At 35.1% G+C, this 24968-nt stretch carries 22 protein-coding genes, 1 pseudogene and 1 CRISPR repeat array; of the genes and pseudogenes, 16 read left to right on the forward strand and 7 right to left on the reverse strand.

All coding sequences use genetic code 11. The features are described 5' to 3' along the window. Window positions 1-120 precede the first annotated feature (120 nt). Window positions 121-1083 carry an arabinose-5-phosphate isomerase GutQ gene (gene gutQ / locus H3T80_RS00085; protein WP_065614018.1) on the reverse strand — a complete coding sequence of 321 codons (963 nt, stop codon included), beginning with the start codon at window positions 1081-1083 and terminating at the stop codon, window positions 121-123. Between the two features lie 396 nt (window positions 1084-1479). Between gutQ and H3T80_RS00090 the strand changes: the two genes are divergently transcribed. Beyond that, the gene (locus tag H3T80_RS00090; protein ID WP_198199114.1) at window positions 1480-3027 is read left to right on the forward strand and encodes a hypothetical protein; all 1548 of its coding nucleotides are present in this window, start codon (window positions 1480-1482) and stop codon (window positions 3025-3027) included. A 160-nt stretch (window positions 3028-3187) separates the two neighbouring features. Here H3T80_RS00090 and H3T80_RS00095 read toward each other — a convergent pair whose 3' ends face one another. Continuing rightward, window positions 3188-3811 (reverse strand): LysE family transporter, encoded by a 624-nt coding sequence (locus tag H3T80_RS00095; RefSeq protein WP_198199115.1) that lies wholly within the window; start codon window positions 3809-3811, stop codon window positions 3188-3190. A gap of 7 nt (window positions 3812-3818) precedes the next feature. Then, on the reverse strand, window positions 3819-5255 hold the full coding sequence (locus H3T80_RS00100; RefSeq protein ID WP_198199116.1) for an LTA synthase family protein: 1437 nt from the start codon (window positions 5253-5255) through the stop codon (window positions 3819-3821). Window positions 5256-5521: 266 nt separating this feature from the next. On the opposite strand from H3T80_RS00100, the gene H3T80_RS00105 reads away from it, so the two are divergent. From H3T80_RS00105 to H3T80_RS00150, 10 genes are all read left to right on the forward strand, one after another. Next, on the forward strand, window positions 5522-6160 hold the full coding sequence (locus tag H3T80_RS00105; protein ID WP_198199117.1) for a nitroreductase family protein: 639 nt from the start codon (window positions 5522-5524) through the stop codon (window positions 6158-6160). Window positions 6161-6170: 10 nt separating this feature from the next. Beyond that, window positions 6171-7358 (forward strand): FTR1 family protein, encoded by a 1188-nt coding sequence (locus H3T80_RS00110; RefSeq protein WP_198199118.1) that lies wholly within the window; start codon window positions 6171-6173, stop codon window positions 7356-7358. 140 nt (window positions 7359-7498) lie between these two features. Next, entirely contained in the window at window positions 7499-8062 is a 564-nt protein-coding gene (locus H3T80_RS00115; protein WP_065578501.1) for an iron transporter, read from the forward strand. 98 nt (window positions 8063-8160) lie between these two features. Further along, entirely contained in the window at window positions 8161-9411 is a 1251-nt protein-coding gene (locus tag H3T80_RS00120; protein ID WP_198199119.1) for a Fe-S-containing protein, read from the forward strand. 22 nt (window positions 9412-9433) lie between these two features. Continuing rightward, complete coding sequence (locus tag H3T80_RS00125; protein WP_198199120.1) at window positions 9434-10720, forward strand: ABC transporter permease; 1287 nt, start codon at window positions 9434-9436, stop codon at window positions 10718-10720. A gap of 16 nt (window positions 10721-10736) precedes the next feature. Further along, the gene (locus H3T80_RS00130) at window positions 10737-11876 is read left to right on the forward strand and encodes an FtsX-like permease family protein (protein WP_198199121.1); all 1140 of its coding nucleotides are present in this window, start codon (window positions 10737-10739) and stop codon (window positions 11874-11876) included. A gap of 11 nt (window positions 11877-11887) precedes the next feature. After that, window positions 11888-12547 carry an ABC transporter ATP-binding protein gene (locus tag H3T80_RS00135; protein WP_065614032.1) on the forward strand — a complete coding sequence of 220 codons (660 nt, stop codon included), beginning with the start codon at window positions 11888-11890 and terminating at the stop codon, window positions 12545-12547. A gap of 20 nt (window positions 12548-12567) precedes the next feature. Next, window positions 12568-13035 (forward strand): DUF4418 family protein, encoded by a 468-nt coding sequence (locus tag H3T80_RS00140; RefSeq protein WP_198199122.1) that lies wholly within the window; start codon window positions 12568-12570, stop codon window positions 13033-13035. Between the two features lie 82 nt (window positions 13036-13117). Next, on the forward strand, window positions 13118-14329 hold the full coding sequence (locus H3T80_RS00145) for an ABC transporter permease (RefSeq protein WP_198199123.1): 1212 nt from the start codon (window positions 13118-13120) through the stop codon (window positions 14327-14329). Next, window positions 14329-14994 (forward strand): ABC transporter ATP-binding protein, encoded by a 666-nt coding sequence (locus H3T80_RS00150; RefSeq protein ID WP_110448367.1) that lies wholly within the window; start codon window positions 14329-14331, stop codon window positions 14992-14994. Before H3T80_RS00145 ends, H3T80_RS00150 begins: the two co-directional genes overlap by 1 nt. A 29-nt stretch (window positions 14995-15023) precedes the next feature. Here H3T80_RS00150 and H3T80_RS00155 read toward each other — a convergent pair whose 3' ends face one another. Together H3T80_RS00155 and H3T80_RS12185 are read right to left on the reverse strand one after the other, a co-directional pair. Further along, entirely contained in the window at window positions 15024-15605 is a 582-nt protein-coding gene (locus H3T80_RS00155; RefSeq protein ID WP_198199124.1) for a nucleoside triphosphate pyrophosphatase, read from the reverse strand. A 300-nt stretch (window positions 15606-15905) separates the two neighbouring features. Continuing rightward, entirely contained in the window at window positions 15906-16034 is a 129-nt protein-coding gene (locus H3T80_RS12185; RefSeq protein ID WP_255547691.1) for a hypothetical protein, read from the reverse strand. 723 nt (window positions 16035-16757) lie between these two features. Between H3T80_RS12185 and H3T80_RS00160 the strand changes: the two genes are divergently transcribed. The 3 genes and pseudogenes from H3T80_RS00160 to H3T80_RS00170 all read left to right on the forward strand — a co-directional run bounded on the left by H3T80_RS00160 (window position 16758) and on the right by H3T80_RS00170 (window position 18531). Continuing rightward, a complete protein-coding gene (locus tag H3T80_RS00160; RefSeq protein ID WP_110448364.1) occupies window positions 16758-17186 on the forward strand; it encodes a universal stress protein in 429 nt (142 codons plus the stop codon). Between the two features lie 116 nt (window positions 17187-17302). Then, window positions 17303-17683 (forward strand): annotated as a pseudogene (locus H3T80_RS00165) (VOC family protein). 228 nt (window positions 17684-17911) lie between these two features. Next, a CRISPR array of direct repeats spans window positions 17912-18120; the repeat unit is 29 nt; unit sequence GTTCACTGCCGTGTAGGTAGTTTAGAAAT. 153 nt (window positions 18121-18273) lie between these two features. Further along, the gene (locus tag H3T80_RS00170; protein WP_232350120.1) at window positions 18274-18531 is read left to right on the forward strand and encodes a helix-turn-helix transcriptional regulator; all 258 of its coding nucleotides are present in this window, start codon (window positions 18274-18276) and stop codon (window positions 18529-18531) included. A 53-nt stretch (window positions 18532-18584) separates the two neighbouring features. Here H3T80_RS00170 and H3T80_RS00175 read toward each other — a convergent pair whose 3' ends face one another. Together H3T80_RS00175 and rlmKL are read right to left on the reverse strand one after the other, a co-directional pair. After that, entirely contained in the window at window positions 18585-19955 is a 1371-nt protein-coding gene (locus tag H3T80_RS00175; RefSeq protein ID WP_198199127.1) for an MFS transporter, read from the reverse strand. A gap of 246 nt (window positions 19956-20201) precedes the next feature. Next, window positions 20202-22322 (reverse strand): bifunctional 23S rRNA (guanine(2069)-N(7))-methyltransferase RlmK/23S rRNA (guanine(2445)-N(2))-methyltransferase RlmL, encoded by a 2121-nt coding sequence (gene rlmKL, locus H3T80_RS00180; protein WP_198199128.1) that lies wholly within the window; start codon window positions 22320-22322, stop codon window positions 20202-20204. 681 nt (window positions 22323-23003) lie between these two features. Here rlmKL and H3T80_RS00185 point away from each other — a divergent pair. After that, on the forward strand, window positions 23004-24338 hold the full coding sequence (locus tag H3T80_RS00185; RefSeq protein WP_198199129.1) for a hypothetical protein: 1335 nt from the start codon (window positions 23004-23006) through the stop codon (window positions 24336-24338). 297 nt (window positions 24339-24635) lie between these two features. Continuing rightward, window positions 24636-24944, forward strand: a complete 309-nt coding sequence (locus tag H3T80_RS00190) for a hypothetical protein (RefSeq protein WP_110448359.1) — start codon at window positions 24636-24638, stop codon at window positions 24942-24944. Window positions 24945-24968 lie beyond the last annotated feature (24 nt).

Raw genomic sequence — 24968 nt, forward strand, 5'->3', positions numbered from 1 at the left:
TTATCATCATTTTGCCTTTGAATTGTGTAACTTTCTTGGATCTCCGTCTAACGACAAAAATTTAGGTCGGTAATTATCTCAATAGATAGCCCTATTTTGCAACAGGTATTTACTAATCAGTTAACTTATCCCCGCTTGATGTAGGTCATGAATATTAAGTGCACCAACTAATTCACCTTGATTATTGACTACTGGGGCAGCTGTAATATTATGATCATTAAATGTTTTTAAGGCTTCGACCGCCTTCCAATTTTCCGGTATTTGATGTCCTGGACTGGTCATTACTTCGATAATATTGTCTTGTAGTGTACCATGTTTTAATAGTAAACGACGCAAATCCCCATCAGTAAAAACGCCAACAATTTTATTATCATCTTGGCATATTGCCACTAATCCTACACCCGTTCGACTTAATTCTAACATCGCATCGAGTACCGTTGCTGATTGTGAAACTTTAGGAATTAAATCGCCTTTACGCATAATATCTTTTACGTGATTTAACAATTTAGCGCCTAGACTACCAGCAGGATGTGAACGAGCAAAATCTTCTTCTTTAAAACCACGAGCTCGCATAACGGCAATAGCCAATGCATCACCCATTAATAATGTATTGGTTGAACTTGAGGTTGGTGCAAGTCCCATTGGGCATGCTTCTTTCTCAATTGAAATGTCTAATACAGCTTGTGCTGCTGTCGCAAGTGGCGAATCAAGTCCACCAGTAATAGCGATAACCGGAATATTCATGGCTGCAAGGATTGGTAAAATAAATTGAAACTCCTTTGCTCGACCAGAATAAGAGATCAAAATTACTACATCGTTTTCAGTTACCATGCCTAAATCACCGTGTAGCGCTTCTGAGGGATGCATAAAAAAAGCCGGACTACCGGTACTAGCTAATGAAGCGGCGATTTTTTTTCCAATATGTCCTGATTTACCAATACCTGACACGACAACTTTTCCCTTGGTGGACAAAATGAACTGACAAGCTTTAATAAAGTCTTTGCCAAGCCGTGCTGGTAACTTTTGTGCTTCGTGAAGTTCAAGTTCAAGAAGTTCTCGACCATATTGTAACAATTTATCCATGTTTACTTGCCTATAGAATTAAATTTACACAAAAATTAAATTTATAATCAATTTTATGATTATATTTAATCAGATTATGTTAGATAGTCTAACAATTAACTATTGAATATTCAAAAAGCTTTTAGAATTAAAAAACAAAATTAGTGAAAGAATATTTAAGAAAGTTTTTTCAATAGCAAAAAAATTGAGGAACAGTTTTTTAAAAAGTTTAAAACTCTATTTTTTATACTTCAGTCAGTAATAATATTTACAAAATTTAACAATTTAACCGTTAAATAAAGTTGCGTAGATCTTTTTTATTACTATACTTTATGGATGATTTAAGCCGAACTTTTCGATGAGGAAGTAGGCAGTTTAGATAATATAAAGTTAAATAAAACATAGGATTACTTGACAGTGACTGTCGAAATGGATTATAATTTACAACACCCAACCTGCCAAACTTACCCTTTAAATTGGTTTAGTTTTAATAAGCTAAGTTCATTATATCTGCATAGTCAGTTTTATCAGCAAAATTTCAGAACACTATTAAGATCATTTTTATTCTCCCCATTTTTGTTAACTTTTCTGTTTATTCTATTCCTGTCATTTTCATTTAATAGTCAAGCGTTGTCGACTCATACGACAAATGTTATTCACGGTACAGCGCCATATTTGACTTTTGATGGTGGAGGATCACGGGCCACTGATACTAATAATTTATTAGCTATAACGTTATCGAATGGTGAAAAAATTACTCCAGAAACAAATAATTCTTCGGTAACACCTATTGTGTTACCCAATCAAGGGGAAAGTTTTGCCAATATTGGCATGATGATACCAACTAATAGCAATTCAATTTCGTTAACTTCTCTTATTGGTTCACCGTATAACTATTGGCGAGATGATGATGGTGATGCTAGTATTACGGCTACTGGTGATCTAAATTTATCTATTGTTGATAAGTTTAATCAATCTGTGTCACGTAATACTGTACTAACAATTTGTAACTCACCTTATAAAGTCAAATTAACTAGTACTAAAGGCATATTACAAACCCGTTACGGTGTGCCAAATAGCAGTAATTTTAATGCCAGTAGTGTGACTTATTACATTAACCCTAAAGCAACACCAGTGATTTGTTTTGCTAAACCTAGCTTAGAATATGGTACGACTTGGAATTTTCCTGATGGTGGTTTTCACGATTACCGTGGGCCAACCTCCATGTGGAATGAAAATAGAGGGTTTATTCCACAGTCTACTGACCCATCGTCTTATCATCTAAATTTCCCGACAACAGGTGTTAATGATTTATATTTTGATTTAGAAATTGGTGGTAGTAACGAGACTTTATCTTGGTCTTCATCTGCTGGTGGCGGAATTAGCGCTATCATTTCGAATGTATCAAATACAAGTGTTCGCGTTACATTAAAAGGACCTTTTGCCACTAAGTCACAGATAAATTCAAATAGTCCAGCTAGCACTGTAGCTAAACCAATATTACCCCAGACTTTTGAGCTTGTGGGTAGAGATAGTCGTGGTAATCAGATTGTTAAATATGGATTTAAATTAAAGCAGTGGTTTATTAATAGGCCTTATATTTCTAGAATCCTGCAGCACATGAATTGGTGTCAACTAATAGGATATCGTCTTGCAAAAGTTAGGGATTTAACTAATGCATCTTGTCAGGGAGTGGGCACACATTACTGTGAAGGAAATTCTGCCGACCTAGTCAGTGCTAAGCCTGCATCACCTAATAATCTTTATCAGCGTGTTATTGGTGCCGGATTATTTTCGGAATGGGGCAATACGGACAACTATGGAATCAATTTCAATAGTAGATTTTATGTGGCAGGAGATAGCTTCAGACCCCCATACTACTATGTGGCCTCGAACATAGGTGGGATAGCCATCAGTAATGATAGCCGATACTATAATCAGCACGCTGCTTGTGTCTATCCTTAATAATTATTTTTTGGCTTATTGTTTATTTTAACAGTAACTTAAAGTAGTTTTATAGGGTTGACGATAAAATATTTAGATAATCTATTTCCGCCCTTGGGCGGATTAACTATTGCCGAACGTTATTTTTCAAGAAAAAATTGAGCAATGGTTTTTTGAAGTATTAAAATCCCAACGCTACTTTAATCCCTAGTAAGATCAATATTACACCTAATAATTTATCAATAATAAATTGAAGTTTGAAATAACGTCGCTGGACGATTTGGGTTTGAAAGATAAATACTACCAATGGCCACCAAAGTAGGGCTTCAAGGCAAATAATAAATGCAACAAGCAATTTGTCCATTATAGTTGAATCAGCATTGAGCAGTTGGGTAAATATAGCTAGAAAAAACAGTGTCGCTTTCGGATTTAGTAAGTTACATAATAGCCCTTGCATAAATGCCGCCTTTGCGGTGACATTAATTGGCTGAGTTTGTTTGCTGACATAAGTGGTAGCACTACTTTTAGCCAATAACGCTTTAATACCTATCCATAGCAGATAAGTGGCGCCTGCATAACGCAAGGCATTATATAGCCACGGGGTAGCGGTGATTAATACCGCAATACCTGCCACACAATAGCTCATATGAATGGCGATCGCGCTTATCACCCCTAAACAGGTCATTAATGCCATTTTTCGGTTATAACTTAAGCTATTTTTTAAGACCAGAAAAAAATCTGGTCCAGGGGATATCATGCCTAAACAGCTAATGGTAATAACTAAAATTAAACAATCAATTGTCATTTATCCACTACTTTTGAGCTGCATTATTTAAGGTTGCAATGTTTGCTTTATGTTGTTCTATAAATTGTTTTTTATCAACGTTCTCACCGCTTAAGTAATCGGTTAAAAATTTTGCATTGGTTTTAATTTGTGCACCATTTAGAATCAATCTCGGTAAATCAATTTGATAAATACTTTGATTGGGTGATTTTTTTAAATCATCAACATTTGCATTGGTTAACAAATAGAGTTTGCGCTCTTTTTCTGATAACTTTTTAACCGTTTCGGTACCTGCCCCCATCATTAAATGGTCAGGGAAGATATAAAACACGGTGTTGTCTAAGATACCTTGCTGTTTTAGGTGGTTAATAAATTCCCCTAAATTATAATCGAGCGAAGCGGCTACAAAAGACATATTATCTGGTTTTGGGCTGATTACTGATGTCATGCGCTCATCATTAAAACCGTTTGGAGCATGAGTTGAGACAGTTGAGATAAATAGCGCAAAGGGTTTATCTGCATTTTGCAACTCTTGTATTTGCTGTTTAGCAATGTCTAATATATCTTTATCATACAATCCAAATGGTGCATTTGGATATTTGCCTACATAATTTTTTTCTGAAACGACTTGCATGCCTATTACTTCGGCGGTGTGGCCAATTCCTGCGAAATCCGGACCAGCCATAACATAGCGAGTTTGATAACCGGCTTGTTTTAGCACATCACCTAAAGTAACCAATTGGGTGGTATTTGCACCTTTTAATGGTGAAGTTGAGTGTTCTCCGATTAAAAATGGCACACCAGTCATATAGGTATACATAGAAGCTGTTGTCCATGTACTACCTGCACTCATTGGCATATTAGCAAAGAAAGTGTATTGTTGCCTGAGTTGTCTTAAATTTGGCGTGATATCAGCAAAATCCAAAAATCCTTGTTCGAAGGATTCTAACGACAACACAATAATATTTTTGCCTTTTTGGCTATCAAGTTGTGATTTTTCAACATAATCATTCATATTTAAGTTTTGTAACGCTTGGGCAAAAGTTGCTTTTGGGGCACAAGTAACTTGATAGATTTCATAAGCACGACTAATCGGGCCGTTATGATAACTAATTGAGGCAACGGCAACGATGACTAATAGTAATCGCCAGTGTAATTTATATTTATGGCGAAACCAGTTAGCTAATTTGCTGAGGATAACCACTAACCCCAAAAATACCACAATCACTAATAGCGCTTGCAGTTTAAAGATGAATAATCCTTCAATAATATCATTCACGTTCAGATTGACGTAAAACTGATAATCAATAAATCCACCACTAAAATAAATTGAGGTAAGCTCCATCACAATAATAACTGTCATTAAAATGATGGTGAATACTTGCCATTTTTTTTGTTTAAAAAACGAAGCTAAACTAATGGTTAAGATAAAAAGTGGTAAAACAATTAACGTTGATAATGGCATAACAATCAATACTCATTTTTACTTTAAAATTTAAAAATTGTCCCAGTATATACTTAATAAACAGAAAAATAAAAATCGGCATTGATTGGTTAATACCTTAACCAGTCCTTTGCAGTCAATGTCGATTTCTACTTTATCAACTATATCAACTATTTTACTTAAGTTATTTTATCTTAATGATAATAATTATTGTTTGTTGTTGATAATTGAAAGCATTAGCAATAAGATAGCTAACAAATATTTGCAACTATTTTAAGGTCTATGCCATGTTGTGCTGGTTACGCAATGTTACAATTGCTTTATTAATGTCTTTATTTTTTTTATCAATAAGTTATGCTGATATCACTTTACCTTCGCCACAAATGAAAGATGGCATGGGGTTATTTGATAGTCTTAAAAAACGTGCTTCAACTTCAGGCGGTGGGTTTCCAACCGGAATGGTTTCTGATGATGAACTATCAAGCGTGCTTTGGTCGGCAACGGGATTAAATCGAGGTAAAAATGGTTGGACGGTGCCAATGGCTAATGGTAAACAACCTTATGTTCGCCTCTATGTAGCAAGCGATAAAGGTGCCTTTTTATATGAATGGGAAGGACACTATCTTCGTGAGATAACTAAGCAAGATATTCGTGCTGACATTGGTATGCAAAATTTTACTAAGCGAGCACCGTATATTCTTATTTTTGTAGCTGATGGTACTAATCTCAATGATTTTGATGCACAAAAAGCCAATGATTTTAGTCAAATTGCCGTTGGAGCTATGAGTCAAAATGTCTATTTGTCTGCGGCGGCATTAAAACTTAGCACTCGTTACATCCATTCAATTAAACCTGAGATTATTAGTCAATCGTTACAATTGCCAGAAAACAGCAAACCAATAGGGATAATGTTGTTAGCAAAATAAGGAGTAAGCAGTGAAAAAGTATTTAACTTTAATGTTACTACTGATTGCCAGTTTAGCGATTTTTAGTACCCCTTCTTACGCAACTGAAAAGAAGTATGCAAGCTGGAATGCGATTGTGGATGAGATGGATATCATTTTAAATGATGCTTATAACATCTATTTCATGAAAGACAGCGAGGCTGCCAAAGATCGAGTAAACAATGCTTATTTTGGCTTTTATGAAAAGCATGGTGTTGAACGAGCGGTAATGTCTTACATTTCCGGTAAACGTGGCACTGATACCGAATACCAATTTGCTAAAATTAAACGATTAATGAGTCAAGGCGCGCCTAACAAAGTCGTGCGAACCGAGATTGATGTTATTTTGAAAATGCTCCACGAGGATGCTAACGAGTTAGATGGTAAAAAAGAGAGTGGCTGGAGTGTTTTCTTTGCCTCATTTATTATTATTTTCCGTGAAGGATTAGAAGCGATACTGGTGATTGCGGCAATTTCTGCATATTTAGTTCGTTCAGATAATAAGCCAATGCTTAAAGTCGTCTATCTAAGCAGTTTATTTGCGGTGTTTGCCAGCGTGTTAGCTGCTATCGCCTTGCATACTATTGTTGGTTTAAGTGGTGCCAATCAAGAAATTATGGAAGGTGCCGCCATGTTACTCGCAACAGTGGTGCTGTTCTTTATAAGTAACTGGATGCTATCTAAGTCAGAATCGAAAGCATGGAAAAATTATGTTGAAGGTAAGGTGCAAAGTGCGGTATCAACCGGAAGCAGTTTTGCTTTAGGGTTTGCTGCCTTTTTAGCTGTATTTCGTGAAGGAGCAGAAACGATCATATTTTATCAAGCTATGTTAGCTGATGCTAAAGATCACATGGATATGGTGTGGTATGGACTAGGTGTTGGTACAATCGTGTTGACTTTAGTATTTATTGTTATCCGCTTTGGCAGTGTTAAATTACCGCTTAAACCATTTTTTATTTGTACCAGTGCATTAATGTATCTTATGGCGATAGCCTTTGCAGGCGGTGGTGTGAAAGAGTTACAAGAAGCGGATATTATTTCGGTCACCCCAGTAGATTTTGTCCATTCAGTAGAGGTATTAGGCATCTATCCAACGGTTGAGACATTAGTGCCACAGCTAGTCATGCTGGTTGTCGTAATGCTCTCTATTATGTATTACAAAAAATATCATAAAAATTAAATAATATTATTATTCTTGGTGTAATTTAAACTTGAATAGTAATGAAAACATTGGCAGTAATTTGTAATTGATTAGTTATTAATTTATTGACTAATTATTAAAGAGTAAAACAAGTTGTTAAAAAAATTAAGGAGTTTTCAATGAAAAAACTAATTATTTCTGCTGGTATTTCGTCAATACTTGCACTTTCTTCAATGGCAAATGCTGCTGCGCCAGCACCAGGTGAAGAAAAAGGTTTTGAAGAGTTTCCAATCGGTGAAGAAGTCACTGTTGGTCCATTACATATTGGTGCGGTTTACTTCCAACCTGTAGATATGGAGCCTGCTGGTATGGGTGGCTTACCTGCTTCTAAGTCAGATATGCATATCGAAGCCGATATTTCTGCTGCCGAAGGTAATAAATTAGGTTTTGGTGTAGGTGATTTTGTCCCTTACTTAACTGTAAAATATAAAATTCAAAAACAAGGTAGTGACAAAACTATCGAAGGTAATTTTATGCCGATGAATGCATCAGACGGCCCACACTATGGTAACAATATTAAGTTAGATGGTGCTGGTAAATATAAAGTTACATTCACAATCGAAAACCCTGAAAAACAAGGTTATTTATTGCATGTAGATAAAGAAACGGGTGTTGAAGGTCGTTTCTGGTCTAAACCAATCGAGGTTTCTTGGGACTTTGACTACATCCCTCGTGCATGGTAATGATTATTTTTAAATGAGTTAACTCAATAAATATTTAGCTAAACCATTGGCGAGTGTAACAACTCGCCAATATACGTTGTAATCTTTAGGCAATCGTTATGCTCCAATATCTTATCAGTATTACCGATAATACTTTTGTACCTGTGATCATATTGGCACTTGTTAGTGCAGTGTTTGTTCAGTCAAACCTTTATAGTGGTAAAAAATATCTTATCATTGGTTTTTTATTGGGAATGCTGGCGGCAATCATTTATGCCATCTTAAAGCGTAATACCGGTATTGCTGTTCGAGAGTACTATGACCTTGGTGTGATTATTCCTTGGTGCATCATTGTCATTCCATTGCTTATCAGTTGGTCGCTCAGAAATTCGTTTCAACAACCTATTATTAAGATTCTATTGGCTGTATTAACTGCAGTTGCCATAGGGCTGATTACAGCTCAATGCTTACCGAATATTTTACTGTACCCATTTGGATTTGATGTTGGCATGGAGTCAATATTCAATAATGATTATCTGTTTAAATGGGTTGGTTATGGCTTTGCTCTATTAGTTTGTGGTTTAATTGGCTGGTTGATTTATCGCCTTTGCGCTAGGTTATCAACTCGATTGGTGATGGTGATTGCGACATTTGCCATTATTATCTTTACCATTCAAAACGCCATTAATTTACTACAAATATTAATTGTCAGACGATTTATCTCACCGCAACAATGGATGATGGATTTGGTGATTTTTATTTTAGCACATGTCAACTTGTTTACTTTTATCTTTATGGTGTTGGTATTTCTACTCACTGTTTTATTATATACCAAAGCAAAAACCACCTCGCTGGTTGGTAATAATCCCGCTCAAATACGCAAACTTAAAGCAAGTTTACGACGTGATCGTCGTACATCATTGTTGTTAATGGCGGGAGTGGCTATTACTGCCTACACCGTTACTCGTGCTCGTTATATATTTGAAAAAGGGGTCGAACTTACCCCTGCTGAACCAGTTACGCTAAATGCTGATGGTTTAATTGTTATTCCATTAGAACAAGTTAATGATGGCAATTTGCATCGTTATGGTTATCAAACAACCGATGGCACATTAGTAAGATTTATTGTGATTAAGAAAAGCGAAAATGCTTATGGGGTTGGTTTTGATGCTTGTGATATTTGTGGGGCAAGTGGTTATTATCAACGAGGAAATCAAGTTGTTTGTATTTTATGTGATGTCGTGATGAATATTGCGACTATTGGTTTTTCTGGCGGTTGTAATCCCGTTCCACTTAAATATGAGATTTTAGATGGCAATATGATTATTCGACCTACGCATCTTGAAGCTGAAAAAAGTCGTTTTAAGTAAATGGTTTTAAAAGGAAGAAAATATGTTTCGTAGAATGTTACTTAGCGTGTTAGTTCGTCAAAAAAAGAAGCTATTTTTAATCGCCTTAACTGTTGCTTTAGGTGTGTCGCTGGCGACTGCCATGTTAAATGTAATGTTTGATGTCGGTGATAAAGTTAATCAGGAATTAAAAGCCTACGGTGCTAACTTAAATATCGTTCCCAAAGGGGCTGCATTAGTTAATGAGTTATATCAACTGGATAATACTGATACACAAGCTGCTATTCAATATATCAAGCAAGATGATTTAGTAAAGATTAAGATGATCTTCTGGGCATATAATATTGTTGATTTTGCACCTTATCTTACTACACAAGTAACAGTTAATGATAAACCAGTTACCCTCGTTGGAACTTGGTTTAATAAACATCTGACTATTCCAACTGGTGATGAGGTTGACACTGGCATGTTAGCTATGAAGTCATGGTGGTCAATTGAAGGCAACACTATGAAGGATGATAATTTGCAAGGTGTAATGGTGGGTGAGACTATTGCCACGCAATTAAATCTGAAACTAGGCGATAGCCTTGAGCTAATTTCACCATTAACAAATAAAAAAGTGACTTTAACTGTAAATAACATCTTCCACAGTGGTGGAATCGAAGATGCTGAGCTTTATGTGTCACTTCCTGTTGCGCAAAATCTGGCTAATAAAGACGGTTTGGTTGAACGGGTAGAAGTGAGTGCATTAACCACGCCTGAAAATGATTTAGCCCGTAAAGCAGCACAAGATCCTAATAGCTTATCACGAACTGAATGGGATACATGGTACTGTACCGCTTATATCAGTTCGATAGCCTATCAATTGGAGGAGTTAATGCCCGATGTTAGAGTTAAAGCAATTATGCAAGTCGCTGAATCAGAAGGATCAATCTTACAAAAAACGCAGTTATTAATGCTATTGTTAACTGTTTTATCCTTAATTTGCTCGGCGCTAGCAATATCCAATTTAGTTACTGCCAATGTGATTGAGCGTAGTACTGAAATTGGTTTATTAAAAGCGTTAGGAGCAACAAATATTTCGGTAGCGATGTTAATCCTTACTGAAATACTGATCATTGCTTTACTCGGAGGGATGGTTGGTTATTTTGTCGGTCTTGGCTTTGCGCAAATTATTGGGCAAACGGTATTTGGTTCGTTTGTTGAACCTAAGATGATAATTATTCCACTGGTGTTAATTATGGTAAGCATGATTACATTATTAGGTAGCTTACCGGCATTACGTATTATGATGTTTTTACGCCCAACCGATGTGTTGCATGGTCGGTAAGTGAGGCTAAATGATGATGAATAAAAATCAACGCTTTATTTTAAAAACGCTGCTTAGTTCGTTAATTCGCCGTCGTTCCCGGATTGCTATTGCATTACTCGGTGTAGCGATAGGAGCCACGGTTTTACTTGGTATGGTTACACTTTGTTATGATATCCCAAGACAAATGGGACAAGAGTTTCGCTCTTATGGTGCTAATCTGCTGTTGATGCCGGCTAATAATCAACCTACCATGCCAATGGCGGAAGTAAAAAAAGCCGTTAGCTTACTCCCGCAAGATAAGCTATTAGGGGTTACCCCATTTCGTTATGACTCTATCCGCAGTAATCAACAGCCTTATACCATTGTCGGCACGCAGTTTGATCAAGTTATCAATACTAGCCCTTATTGGAAAATAGAAGGTGAAGTGCCGAAAAATCCAAATGAAATTATGATCGGTACCGATATTGCCCATTTTGCTAAGCTTAGAATTGGTAGTACCATACCAATTTCAGGAAAATCTAAACAAAATTCGCGCTTCGATGAAGAATTAACTATTACCGGCATCGTCAAAACCGGTCGAACTGAGGATAACTTTATCTTTATTGAACTCAATGATCTTGAAACGTTACTCGAAGAAAACAATCAAGCCGAAGTGGTCGAAATAAGTATTACGGCAACGCAAGATGAGTTACAGCGCTATATTCAAACCATTAAAGATAATTCCAGCTCGGTCGACCCCCATCTTATAAAATGGGTAACACAATCGGAAGCATCGGTGCTCGGTAAACTGTCATCTTTACTCTATTTGGTTACACTAGTGGTGTTAATTTTGACAATGATCTGTGTTGCCACCACTATGATGACCGTCGTTATGGAGCGCCGTAAAGAGATAGGTCTGAAAAAGGCTATTGGTGCAACCAATAAAAGTATTGCCAAAGAATTTTTAGCCGAAGGATTAATTTTAGGTATTGTTGGTGGCGTGATAGGCGTAATTTGTGGTCTGATTTTTGCCCAAGTAATCAGTGCTAATGTATTTGGGCGATCAATTGTAATTGAATTTTATTTAATACCAACAACGATTATTATTTCGGCTGTGGTAACCATTATTGCGTGTTTGATTCCAGTAAAACGTGCACTTGAAGTTGAACCAGCATTAGTTTTACGTGGCGAATAGGATAGTAAAGTATGAATATGCTCGAAGTGAATAATGTTTCTAAAATCTATGGCTCATTACATGCCTTGTCTGAAATTAACTTAACCGTTGAAGAGGGTAAATGGTTATCTATTATGGGACCATCAGGCAGTGGTAAAACAACCTTAATGAATATTATTGGTTGTATGGATAAACCGTCATTAGGCTCTGTGATTTTAGATGGACAAGATATTACCCAGTTGTCATTACCACAGCTGACGGAAATTCGCCGTGATAAGATTGGTCTAATCTTTCAACAATTCCATCTTGTTTCCTATTTAACTGCATTAGAAAACGTAATGGTGGCGCAATATTATCACAGTATGGTAGATGAAAAAGAAGCCTTACAGGCATTAGAACGAGTTGGACTTGCGGCACGGGCCAAACATTTACCGCGCCAATTATCTGGTGGTGAACAGCAAAGGGTCTGTATTGCCAGAGCATTAATTAATTATCCAAAACTGATTTTAGCTGATGAGCCAACTGGTAACTTAGATGAAAGTAATGAAGCAATGGTTATGAACTTACTACATCAACTTCACGAAGAAGGAAGTACAATCATCGTTGTTACGCATTCGCCTGAAGTATCAAAACATGCGCAGACTACGGTGGTTCTTGAACATGGTAAGGTAGCAAGTATTATCAATAATTAATGATTAAAGGGTCTATATTTATGAAAAATCGCATTGTTTCATCTGTATTGTTTATATTCGTTGGGGCGCTACTTATTTTATTTCCGCTTTATATTTTACCTGTCTGCCCGTTACCTGATGCGCAAGCTATACCTGCTACAACGATGGCAGGGGATGGGCATATGCATTCAACTCCAGGTAAAATCATGAAATGCTTTTGGACTGCAAGGGCTGAAATTGGTATTGGTAGTTTAGTGATTGCCATTGGTGCGTTAGTACTATTTAGTCGCTCACTATTTGTCCGTATGGGATTGAGTATGGCGTTAGCTTGCACTGCAGTTTTAGCGGCAGCTATTCCAACTATTTTAATCGGTGTCTGTGGCAATGAGATGATGCGTTGTAATATGGGTGCCAAACCTGCACTGATTTTATTAGCTATCGTTTTAGTAATTGCAGCAATTAGCAATGTGCTCTATTTGAATAAACAAGTAAATAAACAAATAAGATAAACAGTATTAAGTAAGTATCAACAATCAACATTAGTCAATATCAGCCTTAATACAACAAGATATAGAAAACGAGAACTAAAACATGCAAGAAAAACCGATTACTATAGCAAATTTAGCATGGCGAAACATTCAAAGACGACCATTTCGGAGTTGTTGTTTGATTATCATTATTATGCTGTTTTCCGCTACGCTATTTGGCGGTAGCGTGTTAATGAAAAATCTGAGTTTAGGTATTTCCGGTATGGCTAATCGTTTAGGCGCGGATATTCTTGTTGTACCTTACGGTTATGAAAAAAATCTTGAAGTTGCATTGTTACGTGGTGAACCAAGTAGTTTTTATCTAAAAGCGGATTTGATTGATAAAATTAAAAATATTAAGGGAATTACAGCGGTCTCGCCACAATTGTTTATTGCTTCGTTAAGTGCTGGCTGCTGTACCTCTAAAGTACAACTTATTGGTTTTGATCAAGAAAGTGATTTTGTGATCAAACCATGGTTGCAAACGCAGTTAAGCCAACCGTTGATCGATAATCAGGTTGTTGTTGGTAGCAAAATTACCGCCAATGTAGGTGAAGAAATTAAGTTTTTTAATCATCCATTTAAAGTCGCAGCCAAAATGGATAGTACCGGAATGGGTTTTGATACCTCTGTATTTATGACAATTCCGACGGCACAATTACTGATGAAAGAAGCGAATCTAATTGAAGGCGATACTGAACACTTTGCTAACTATGTATCATCGATTTTTGTTAAAGTCGATCCTGATTATCAGCCTAAAGATGTTGTTAATCAAATCATGCCGAAATATGCTATTGACTACAATATTGATTTTGTGATGACCAAAGGCATGTTAAGTAATATTTCCAAATGGCTAACTGGTTTTTCAACTATTGTCTATAGTTTATCGGCAATTTTCTGGGTATTGGCAATTATTGTCATCTTTGTGATATTTTCATCATCACTTAATGAACGTAAACGTGAAATAAGTCTATTACGTATTTTAGGCGCTTCACGTAGTGATCTGGTCAAAATGTTACTGCGAGAATCACTTATTATTAGCGCCTTAGGTGGCATTGCAGGTATTGTGATCGCTGGTGTATTAATTTATGCCTTTAGCTTATTGATTTGCCAGTCGATAGGTTTGCCATGTATGAACATTTCCATTACTGACGGATTAATTTATGCATTAATGGTATTTATGTTGACGTTGATTATTGGTCCACTGTCTAGTATTTATTCGGCATTATCGTTGACTAAATTTGATACTTATCAAACATTAAGAGAGGGTGAATAATGTTATTGGATGTCAAAAACCTTCGCAAAGATTATCAACGTGGTTCGCAACATTTCTCAGCGGTAAATAATGTTAGTTTTTCAATGGCACAAACCGATTTCATCAGTATTATGGGCAAATCAGGCAGTGGTAAAACGACGTTACTTAATATGATTGCTGGGTTATTAACTCCTACTCAAGGTAAAATTACCATTAATGGTACCAACTTATTTGAACTTGATGATAAGCAGGTTTCAGCATTTCGTAATCAAAATATTGGCTACATTCCACAAGGTAGTAGTTTATTACCCAATTTGACTGCACTGGAAAATATTCGATTACCATTTTATTTAACTAAACGGGAAAACCAATCCAGCTTAAATTATGCGCTGGATCTGCTTGAAAAGGCTAAAATCGGCTACTTAAAAGATACTTATCCGGCGAATATGTCGGGAGGAGAAATGCGTCGAATTGCTATTTTACGTGCGCTGATTTGTCGACCACAATTAGTGATTGCCGATGAACCTACCAGCGATCTTGATGAAGAAAGCTCCGCACAAATTATGGCGTTATTAACCGAGATTCACCAACAAGGTACAGGACTATTAATTGTTACTCATGATAATGATGTAGCAAATTATAGCCAAAGAACGTTAAAAATGTCTTCGGGTAGATTAATTGATTAATTAATTTACCTTTATGGCTTTATTATTAATTATAAGAGTAGTGGATTACAGCCCATATCGATCATAATTTTATTTAACTTTATGAGCGGTAATCCAACTAATGAATTAATATCATCACCTTCAAGCTTATCAAAAAGGGTGATACCTAGTTCATCACATTTAAAACTACCAGCACATTGTAGAGGCATTTCTTTAGCGATATAAGCATCAATTTCTGCATCAGTTAACCGGCGAAAAGTAACCTTAAACGGTTCACAAATTGTTTGCGATTGGCGAGTACGAGTATCAATGACGGTCATTCCGGTATAAAAGTAAAACGCTTTGCCACTGCTATTTTTCAATTGTTGTTGGGCATTTTCAACGGTATGTGGTTTGCAAACAATCTGATCATCCAATACACCTACTTGGTCAGAACCAATAATCAAACTATCAGGATAATTAGCCACTAACGACTGTGCTTTGGCATTAGCTAAACGCACCACCAATTGCTGTGCACTTTCATTTAGCAAAGGCGTTTCATCACAAATGGGTGGTACACACTCAAACGGAATGGCTAATTTTTCCAATACCTTTTTACGTGATAGCGATGTCGATGCTAAGATAATTCTCATTGCAACTATTCTCTTGAGATTCATGGGGAAAGATGAGCATTAAAACCGATATGACGGTAATAATCAACTGTCTCTTATGTTATAAATTTATTATGCAACGATGGTCAGTGTTATTTTGGGGCTATTGTCTAAAAGGCTTATTAATCACTCTTTTTCGATAAGTTTTATTTACTACTAAATCTGTTAAACTACAAGTAATTGCAACAAATCTTTGTTCATTGAATTTCAGACGCTTTATTGTTTGGTGGCAATTTCAATACCAAGATTATGTCCGAGTAAAGAGGATTTGCGCGCCCCTCTTTAGCAACTCCCGCGGCGACCACGCAAGTGGTTACGATGTGACGGCATTCCGCCATCGTTCGCTGTTAACGCACCGGCTGTATTTGTTCCAGACGAAGAGCAGCTTTGCCAAACATCCCTGTTTGCCATGCTAATCTTACTCCGTTGTCAGCACTTTGCTAATTCCGCTAGATAGAACTCACCGAACTGATTGATAAAAATAAACTTTTATTATTGGCACTAGCTAATATCATAGCGGGTTTTAGTGATTTATCGGATGGATTTTAAGCTCAAAAAACCCCTTTCCTCAAATTTTTTTATTTGGTGAGTTTCGGACGTTTTGTTGTTTGGTGGCTAGTTTTATGTGGTGATTACGTCCGAGTAAAGAGGGTTTGCGCGAACCCTCTTTACTAACTCCCGAGGCGACCACGCAAGTGGTCACGATGTGACGGCCTCGCTGTTAACGCACCGGCTGTATTTGTTCCTGACAAAACACAGCCTTGCCAAACATCCCTGTTTGTCATGCTAACCTCACTCAGTTGTCAGCACATTGCTAATGTCGCTAGATAAAATTCACATAACCGATTGATAAAAATAAACTTTTATTATTAGCGCTCGCTGATTTTAGTTTCATAACCGATTTAAGAGAAATATTGTTTTACTGTCGGTTTGAGGTCATGATGATAAATAATGTTCGTTATAGTTGATCTCCATCATGGTTTTGCAAAAAAATTATTTCAATCTTTTAAATTCGCGTTAGGATAGTCATGTAACGACTGGATTTCATTTAAAATTAGTATCATACTGAACCAATACCGTTGGCCTTCACCAATAAAATGGTAAAGCCAAGTTTAAATATTGTGAGGAGGCGTTATGTACAAAAAAATATTAGTTCCGATTGATGTGCTTGAAGATGAACTCACTCAAAAAGTGATCCCTCATGTAGAGTGTTTAGCAAAATTATCTAATGCACAAGTTATCTTCTTTCATACCTTACCGGTTGCATCGGCTATCGTGAATGCTTACTCATTTGGTTTTGATGAGTTTAAAGATCAAGCTACTGTACAAACAGAACAGTGGTTACATCGTTTGATTGATACAATTAATTTACCTCGGGAAAATTTATCTTTTTCAATCGCTTTTGGTAATCCACGAGATGAGATCTTACGTCTGGCCGAAGAAATTGAACCAGATCTTATTATTTTAGGTTCAAGACGTCCTAATATCTCAACACACTTACTGGGATCAAATGCCTCAGGAGTGGTGCGAGGCGCACAAACATCAGTGTTAGTAGTTCGCTAATTCAGTTATAATCAAAGTGCCCTTTAAATGAGGGCATTATGTTGTTATTCATTTAGACACAAAATCTATCGATTTACCTATTATTAACAATTTTCATCTCAACTTAAGGAGAAAAAATGAAAATTAAAAACATCGATCATTTTGTTATTACCAGCCAAGATCTCAGTAAAAGTATCGTATTTTATTAAGATATTTTAGGATTGAAACATGTCGAACGTGACGGACGACATGCCTTTGTTTTTGGCAATCAAAAAATCAATATTCATGCCAAAAAAGGTGAGTTTCAACCAGCGGTATTCCTCCCAGAATATGGAAGCCAAGATTTTTGTTTAATTGTTGAAGACGATATTGAAATCGTAAAAAAAGAGTTCGAAAAAAAGGGCTATCCCCTTGTAGAAGGGATTGTTGAACGACACGGTGCTAAAGGTAATATCAAAAGCCTATATCTAAGAGATCTAGTTGGAAATCTTGTCGAACTAGCTAATTATTGTAATTAAAGTTAATACTGATCGACCAAACTTAAATAATTGGTTATCTAAAAATAAAAATTTGATGAACGGGGTTTTTGAAGACTAAAATCCATCCCATCACTAACCCTTTTTTTTGACTTAAGATAAAATATTTAAAAAATCAATAGGTTGAAAAATGGCTCAAAAAAAGGTTTTTTTTTGGTAAAAATAGACTTTGCCTTTTTGCCAACAACATTTATAGTATATCGGGTTCTAGTTCACTGCCGTGTAGGTAGTTTAGAAATCGGTTGGCTCGACTGGAGCTGGAGCGGGGAGGTTCACTGCCGTGTAGGTAGTTTAGAAATGATGTTTCCCAAATTTATAGTTACCATTTTTGTTCACTGCCGTGTAGGTAGTTTAGAAATTTTTTGACAAATGGTACCCGTCTGCCAATTCGTTCACTGCCGTGTAGGTAGATTAAAACTATAACGCTCGAAATCCACCAAACTAGAAACGTTTAGCAAAGGAGTTTTTTTAAGGTGAATAAACTTATCACATGCTATAATTGTTTTCACTCATAATTAAACTTTACACCTATTGTGAATAATAATTCAATTGACAACAAACTAAATGAAAAAATGGTGCTTATTTTCAAAGCACTCTCTGATCCAGTTAGAATTGAAATAATTAAATACTTAAAAAACATAAGAACTGAGGTCATTTGTGGTGAAATAGGCCAAGCGGTTGGTATCAGTAAACCTTCGGGAACTTATCATTTTAGGTTATTACAACAAGCTGAATTAATTAATGTAAGAAAAAGTGCTAGAGAAAAATATATAGGACTGAATAAATCAATATTTGATAAATATGTTACAGGCTTTTTTGATAGTCTTTAATATATTTAAATGTTGATTTAATCTTGAGTTTACTACTGGATGTTTATTAACTATTATAATTTGCGCCTTGTCGTTAATTTGAGTGAAAAAACTATTCCTAATAATGATATCACTCCTGTTGTGATAAGTACCGCATCGAATCCGTGGGCAAAAGCTATCGAATTAGTTATTCCACCAAAAATATTGAATATAATTACTGATATTGTTGTACCTATGGCACCGCCAAATAAGCGAAATATATTGTATATCCCAGATGCTTTCCCTAAATATATTGGCTCGACAGCACTTAACACTGATTTTTGCAGAGCTGGTCCAGCCATTGAAAGTCCCATACCGGCGATCATTAAAGGTATTGCCATAGCTATATATGAATTAGTTACATTAACTAAAAGAATAATTAGCAAATAACCTATTCCCTGTAAAAATAATCCTAATGTTGCAATAATCTTTTCACCAAATTTATCTACTGCGTTGCCAGCAAATGGTGCTATTACTACTAATGTTGCTGTCCATGGTAATAATTGTAACCCAGCTATCAGTGGATTAGTTTTTTCAAACACTAAGAAATATTGAGGTAAAAAGAATAATACGCCAAACATAGATGCATATAATAAAAAAGTTGCGATATTACCGTTAGTGAATACTTTTGAATGAAATAATATCAACGGAATCATAGGGGTAGTAGTCATTTTTTGTCTAATGATAAATAAAATACCAAGAACTAGACAAGATAAGCCGGTAATAGTCGTTATAACGTGCGAGGTTTGTGTCGTTATCTCTGATAATGACCATATTATTCCCGCTGAAGAGATGGTGATAAGTAGAAAATCAGTAAAGTTTAATTTATCTTCTTTGCCTTTGCTTTCAGGTAATAATATATGGGAAAAATAGATTGTTATTATACCTATAGGTAAATTAATCCAAAATATCCATTGCCAAGATAAAGTAGCGACAATAAACCCACCTAAAACAGGCCCAACAATAAGCGCTAAACCACCAATACCACTCCATATTCCCAACGCTTTTCCACGTATATTTGCGGGTAATGAATGGGTTAAAATTGCCATTGACATTGGTGTCATAACACAAGCACCAACAGCTTGTATCATTCTAGAAATGATTAATTCAATAATATTATTCGATAAAGCACAAAATATGGAAGCGATAGTGAAAATAGCGATACCAACAAGATAGACTTTTTTTCTGCCTATTTTTTCGCCTAGTGAGACACCTACAAGTAATAATGCCGCTATGGTTATATTATAAATATTCAACAACCACTGTAATAAATTAACTGATATTTGAAAATTATTCCGTATGGCGGTAGTGGCTGTGGTGACTATCATTGAATCTATCATTGACATGAAAAATCCTAATGAAGTTAAAATAATAATGGCTGATGAATTGACTGTTTTTTCTTGCATTTTATTAACCTTTTGCTTTGCTATACTTAGCTAAAATAGGGCTGTCAATGTATATGTTTAATGTATTGGCCTATGTGTAAACTAACTTTTTTTGTTTTATAGTTTAATTGTTCATTAGTTATTTAACTATTTTATCATATTAATTAAAACAAGCAGAATAATCAATAGTAGATTGCAAAGATCAATTTGATTTAAATAATAATAAAAGTGGTAAGAAGTTACCGCCTTGCGGCGGTATTTTATTTATTATTGATGTTTAACAATAAAACAGCAGTGGATCTGTTTATTGCGTTTAAAATCGAGCGATAAAGTTTTATCGGTGATATCTTGAAAGGTTAGCCCTAGTTTTTGCATACCATCGGCATCCATTTTGAACCCACGTTTATTGTTTGAAAATACTATTACACCATTTGGTCTGAGTAAACGTTTTAAATCATTCATTAATTTTAGATGATCACGCTGAACATCAAAGGTATCGTTCATTCGTTTAGAATTAGAAAATGTTGGTGGATCGATAAAAATCAGATCAAATTGTTCATCTGCTTGAGATAAATAGAGCAAGCAGTCTGCTTGTATTAATCTATGATTTTTACCGGTTAAGCCATTTTGTTTTAAATTGCGATCAGCCCATTCTAAATAGGTACGAGACATATCAACAGTTGTCGTCGATTTAGCTTTACCAAGACCAGCATAAACTGTAGCACTACCTGTATAAGCAAATAGATTTAAAAAGTCTTTTCCGGCACTCATTTGGCCAATCATTTTTCTGGCTAAGCGGTGATCCAAAAATAATCCAGTATCTAAATAATCCACTACGTTAACCCAAAACTGTGTTTGTTTATTGTTAATTGGATATTCATGGACTAAAAAATAATCCTGTTTTTGTCCGAGTTTTTGATATTGTTGTTTACCTTTCTGTTTTTCGCGAGTTTTTAGTACTAGCTGATCAGCGGTTAGTTCTAGTACAGACATGGTCGCATTGATAATATCAAAAAGTCTTTGCCGAGTTTTTTGTGGATCAATATTTTTTGGTGCAGCATATTCTTGTACCACAATTTTGTCTTTGTAACGATCGATTGCCACGTTATATTCAGGTAAATCTGCATCATAAAGACGATAACATTCAAGTTGTTCTTGACTAGCCCATTTTTCAAATTTTTGGCAATTTTTACGTAAACGATTGGCAAAATCGGCTGCGGGTAAATTTTGCTTAGTGAGTGGTTGATCAGATTGGCGATCAGCAATTGAGTAATTCTTTTGTACACAATCTAAAGGTCCATTTTTGGCTTTAAATTGTTTATCAGCCCGCATTTGTAAACAATCTAATAGTTGTGGTGTACCACTAAATAACGATAATCGCCACCCCCCAAACTGTTGTTTAATTTGTCGACCTAGGGCTGAGTGCAAAGCAACTAAAGCTGGCTCGCTTTCTAACCGTTCACCATAAGGTGGATTACTAATGATCATACCATGTATATTACGATCAAGTGGATTGGTTAATTGGGTTACGTCCTGCAAAGTAAAAGTAATTAAATCACCAACACCAGCATAGATAGCATTTTGTTTGGCACGTTCTAATACCATAGGATTATTGTCATAACCGATAAAAGTAGTTTTTGTTTTTTGGATATTATGCTTAGCTTTAAAGAGTAAATCATTCCAAAGTGTTGGGTTGAATCCTTGCCAAGCAAAAAATCCCCACTGTTTACGTAACAGTCCAGGTGGAATATTAGAGGCCATCATCGCAGCTTCAATTAGTAAGGTTCCTGAACCACACATTGGATCGATAAGAGGTTCATCTGTTTGCCAGCCTGAACGGAGAATAATTGCTGCAGCTAAGTTCTCTTTTAACGGTGCTTGACCTGTTTGCTGACGATAACCACGTTGATGTAGGCTTTCACCACTTAAATCTAATGATAAGGTAACTCGATTTTTGTTTAGATAAGCATGTAAACGAATATCTGGATTTTGTTTGGCAACATTTGGGCGTTGATTGGTTTGACGCATAAAATGATCAACAATTGCATCTTTGATCTTTAGCGCTCCATATTGGCTATTACGGATAAAGTCATTAGAGCCAACAAAGTTGATAATAAATGAGTTATCAACTGCAAAAATATCGTTCCATTTGATATTCATCACACATGAATAGAGATCTAGGTCACTATAGATATCAAACTCGGCAATGGGTAATAGGATCCGAGAAGCCAAACGCGACCATAATAATGATTGGTACATGGTTGATTGATCAGCGTCAAAGTAGACACCACCTTGCGATACTTTACAATTTACCGCGCCAATATTTTCTAACTCTTTTTTTAATAACTCTTCAAGCCCGCGAGAGGTGCTGGCAAATAGCGTTTTCATGCATAATCCACTTAACAATAAAATTGCAGGCATTATACCGACTAATTGCAATTGTGGGAAATGGTCAAATTAAACAATCTATAAACAAAAATAATAAGAATAAAAAATTTGCAAATAATAGATATAAAGTTAAAACATCGAAAATACTTTTTGCTCATGTTTACGATTCTTAACAAAATCCTCGCGAACAAGGTTTGCTAAATAATGCTTATTTCTTTATAATTTTTTGATTTATAACAAAAAATATATAATTTTTGTAAGCAAAACAAATAGTTAAAATAATTAACTATATTGTTATGTCAAAAGATAGTTGTTCAAATGCTATCTATAATTTAAATTCTTATCAAGAAATCTATTTATGCTAATTTTTAATAAACAACTCTGCAATATTATTGTTACATCATTAATCATTTTGTTTGTTGCTATCACTTTATCATTAACTATAAATGTTAATGATGTTAATGCTTTGAGTTCATCATCAGTAAAATCAATTCATGGACATTTGCCGTATTTAACTTTTGATAATGGAATTACTAAAATTAATGATACAGATTCATTGCTTGGCATAACTCTATCTGATAATACAATTATTAGGCCAAGTAAAGATGTATCTAGTGAAGATAATCCAATAATTTACCCAATACAGCTGATACATTTGAAAATATACAAACTATCGTACCTTTGGCAAACAAAGGAAATAATAACTATCCAAATGTAAACCTTAATACTCTTATTGATGAACCTTATAACTATTTTATTGATGAAGATGGTGATAGTGGTGCAAAAGTAACCGGAAATATTTCGATTAAATGGAAAAATTATCAATCAAGTCCAATATATCCATATAAAATAGAGGAGCGAGATATCACTGATTTAGTCAAAAATAACCCTAAAATGAAACTTAATCCTTGTAATGGTATCTATAAGCTTATTATAAATACAACCAATGGTTATATTAAAACTAAATATGGGTTACCAAATTATAGTGAATTTAGTGATGGAAACCATACTTATTATATCAAACCTAATGCTGAACAAGCTTTTGTATGTTATGCCCAACCTAATATAGCCTATCATTCAGGTTTTGAACCAGGATTTTATGATGGAACAACCTGGACAAATTACCAAGGTTATAGAGTATTTAGTCCTTCTAATAGTGGAAATTATTCTGGTCAATCAAGTATAACTAAAAATAATTTTCCATCTACTGGTGCTGATGGTCTGTATTTTTATTTGACTTTAGCCGGCATTATCCCTGAAAAAGTGGTAGAGATAAATGGTAATATTATTAGATCTGATGAGAATAGTAACATAAGTCTAGTTCTAAATGCAGGCAAAACAAGTTACTGGTCTGCAAGTAAATGGAGAGCAGGCTCTAAAAACACAAAAGGTAAATTTGTTGGAACTCATTGGAATAAAGGTATTGAGCCAGCTGTAAAGGTAACTTTAAATGGACCAAAATTCGATTCGACAAATAAAGATTTTAAACCTGTTACATTTAAAATTTATGCCGATAAAGCGAAAAGTCAGTTATTATACGAATTTAGATTAATGCGTTGGTACATAGTGCAACCTGAAGTTGAATATGAAAATCAGATGGCAGCGATTAATTATTGTCAAAAATTAGGCGTCAATTATAGATTGCCTGATGTAAATGACTTTACTAATGCTAATGAAACTAATGTTGGTTGGTCGAATGGTTTTCCTGGACAAGGAGATAAGTATGCGCGTCAATTAAGTTATCAAGATAACGCGCGATGGATTGGCGGATTATTTAATGAATGGGGTTGTTTAGCGAATGGAGCTAGTATCATAGGTAAAGATAAATATACAAATGGTTTATGTTCAGGTTATCCTTCCACGAATTGGGACTCTTATTATTACTGGACTAAAAGTACAGCATTAAATTCTAATGATTATGGTAAAGGTTTATTAGTGTTTTCAGGATATGGTCGTCCAGTTTTATATGATGCTAGTCCAAATTATATACGTCGTGTTGCATGTGTCACCCCTTAATACACAAATTTAGACACGATATGTAAATTACGTAGTGTTAATCAATTATTATATTATTCGCTAGCTTTTTAAACCGTAAATTTACGGTTAATCATCAATGAGTACTTTTAAAAAATATGTGACTTTTAGCATAATTTATATTTTGCATTTGAAACACAATATTTAATTAGGGCAAGTGGAAATGTTTATCTCTATATCATAATTTGTTAATATGCACAGGCTTTGGTTTCAGATTAATTTTATAATAAATTATTTAATTAGTAGATTTAATTAAGCATCTTTTTGAATAGAGGTAAAATGAAAGCACTATCAATTGTTGGATTAATTTTCGCTATAATATCTATTTTTATTCCTATATTTGGTTTACTTATCGCGATGTTATGTAGTTTATTAGCATTAATTACATTCGTTAAGCAACCAACTATTTCTGGTGCTATTTTTGCTATTAATATCTTTAGCACAGCATTTTTGTCTCCAGTATTAGCTTCTGTAGCCGCAAATTCAGGAATTGATACTTATCTATTTTTTGTTAAATATCATGTAGTATTGATGTTTGTTGCATTTATTTTATATTTTATTTTCCGCAAAAAAAACAGTGTGGCATAATCTCAGGTTAGAATGAAAAATCAA

The organism is Gilliamella sp. W8145, assembly GCF_016101145.1.
Taxonomy (GTDB): Bacteria; Pseudomonadota; Gammaproteobacteria; order Enterobacterales; family Orbaceae; genus Gilliamella; species Gilliamella apis_A.

Coding starts and splice junctions, on each gene's coding strand:
- H3T80_RS00100 (WP_198199116.1), bottom strand. CDS start 5,255: ATGCCATTATCAACGTTAATTGTTTTACCACTTTTTATCTTAACCATT.
- H3T80_RS00155 (WP_198199124.1), bottom strand. CDS start 15,605: ATGAGAATTATCTTAGCATCGACATCGCTATCACGTAAAAAGGTATTG.
- H3T80_RS00175 (WP_198199127.1), bottom strand. CDS start 19,955: ATGCAAGAAAAAACAGTCAATTCATCAGCCATTATTATTTTAACTTCA.
- H3T80_RS00190 (WP_110448359.1), top strand. CDS start 24,636: ATGAAAGCACTATCAATTGTTGGATTAATTTTCGCTATAATATCTATT.
- H3T80_RS00145 (WP_198199123.1), top strand. CDS start 13,118: ATGCAAGAAAAACCGATTACTATAGCAAATTTAGCATGGCGAAACATT.
- H3T80_RS00115 (WP_065578501.1), top strand. CDS start 7,499: ATGAAAAAACTAATTATTTCTGCTGGTATTTCGTCAATACTTGCACTT.
- H3T80_RS00125 (WP_198199120.1), top strand. CDS start 9,434: ATGTTTCGTAGAATGTTACTTAGCGTGTTAGTTCGTCAAAAAAAGAAG.
- H3T80_RS00135 (WP_065614032.1), top strand. CDS start 11,888: ATGAATATGCTCGAAGTGAATAATGTTTCTAAAATCTATGGCTCATTA.
- H3T80_RS00095 (WP_198199115.1), bottom strand. CDS start 3,811: ATGACAATTGATTGTTTAATTTTAGTTATTACCATTAGCTGTTTAGGC.
- H3T80_RS00170 (WP_232350120.1), top strand. CDS start 18,274: ATGGTGCTTATTTTCAAAGCACTCTCTGATCCAGTTAGAATTGAAATA.
- H3T80_RS00130 (WP_198199121.1), top strand. CDS start 10,737: ATGAATAAAAATCAACGCTTTATTTTAAAAACGCTGCTTAGTTCGTTA.
- H3T80_RS00140 (WP_198199122.1), top strand. CDS start 12,568: ATGAAAAATCGCATTGTTTCATCTGTATTGTTTATATTCGTTGGGGCG.
- H3T80_RS00160 (WP_110448364.1), top strand. CDS start 16,758: ATGTACAAAAAAATATTAGTTCCGATTGATGTGCTTGAAGATGAACTC.
- H3T80_RS00120 (WP_198199119.1), top strand. CDS start 8,161: ATGCTCCAATATCTTATCAGTATTACCGATAATACTTTTGTACCTGTG.
- rlmKL (WP_198199128.1), bottom strand. CDS start 22,322: ATGAAAACGCTATTTGCCAGCACCTCTCGCGGGCTTGAAGAGTTATTA.
- H3T80_RS12185 (WP_255547691.1), bottom strand. CDS start 16,034: ATGGCAAACAGGGATGTTTGGCAAAGCTGCTCTTCGTCTGGAACAAAT.
- H3T80_RS00150 (WP_110448367.1), top strand. CDS start 14,329: ATGTTATTGGATGTCAAAAACCTTCGCAAAGATTATCAACGTGGTTCG.
- H3T80_RS00105 (WP_198199117.1), top strand. CDS start 5,522: ATGTTGTGCTGGTTACGCAATGTTACAATTGCTTTATTAATGTCTTTA.
- gutQ (WP_065614018.1), bottom strand. CDS start 1,083: ATGGATAAATTGTTACAATATGGTCGAGAACTTCTTGAACTTGAACTT.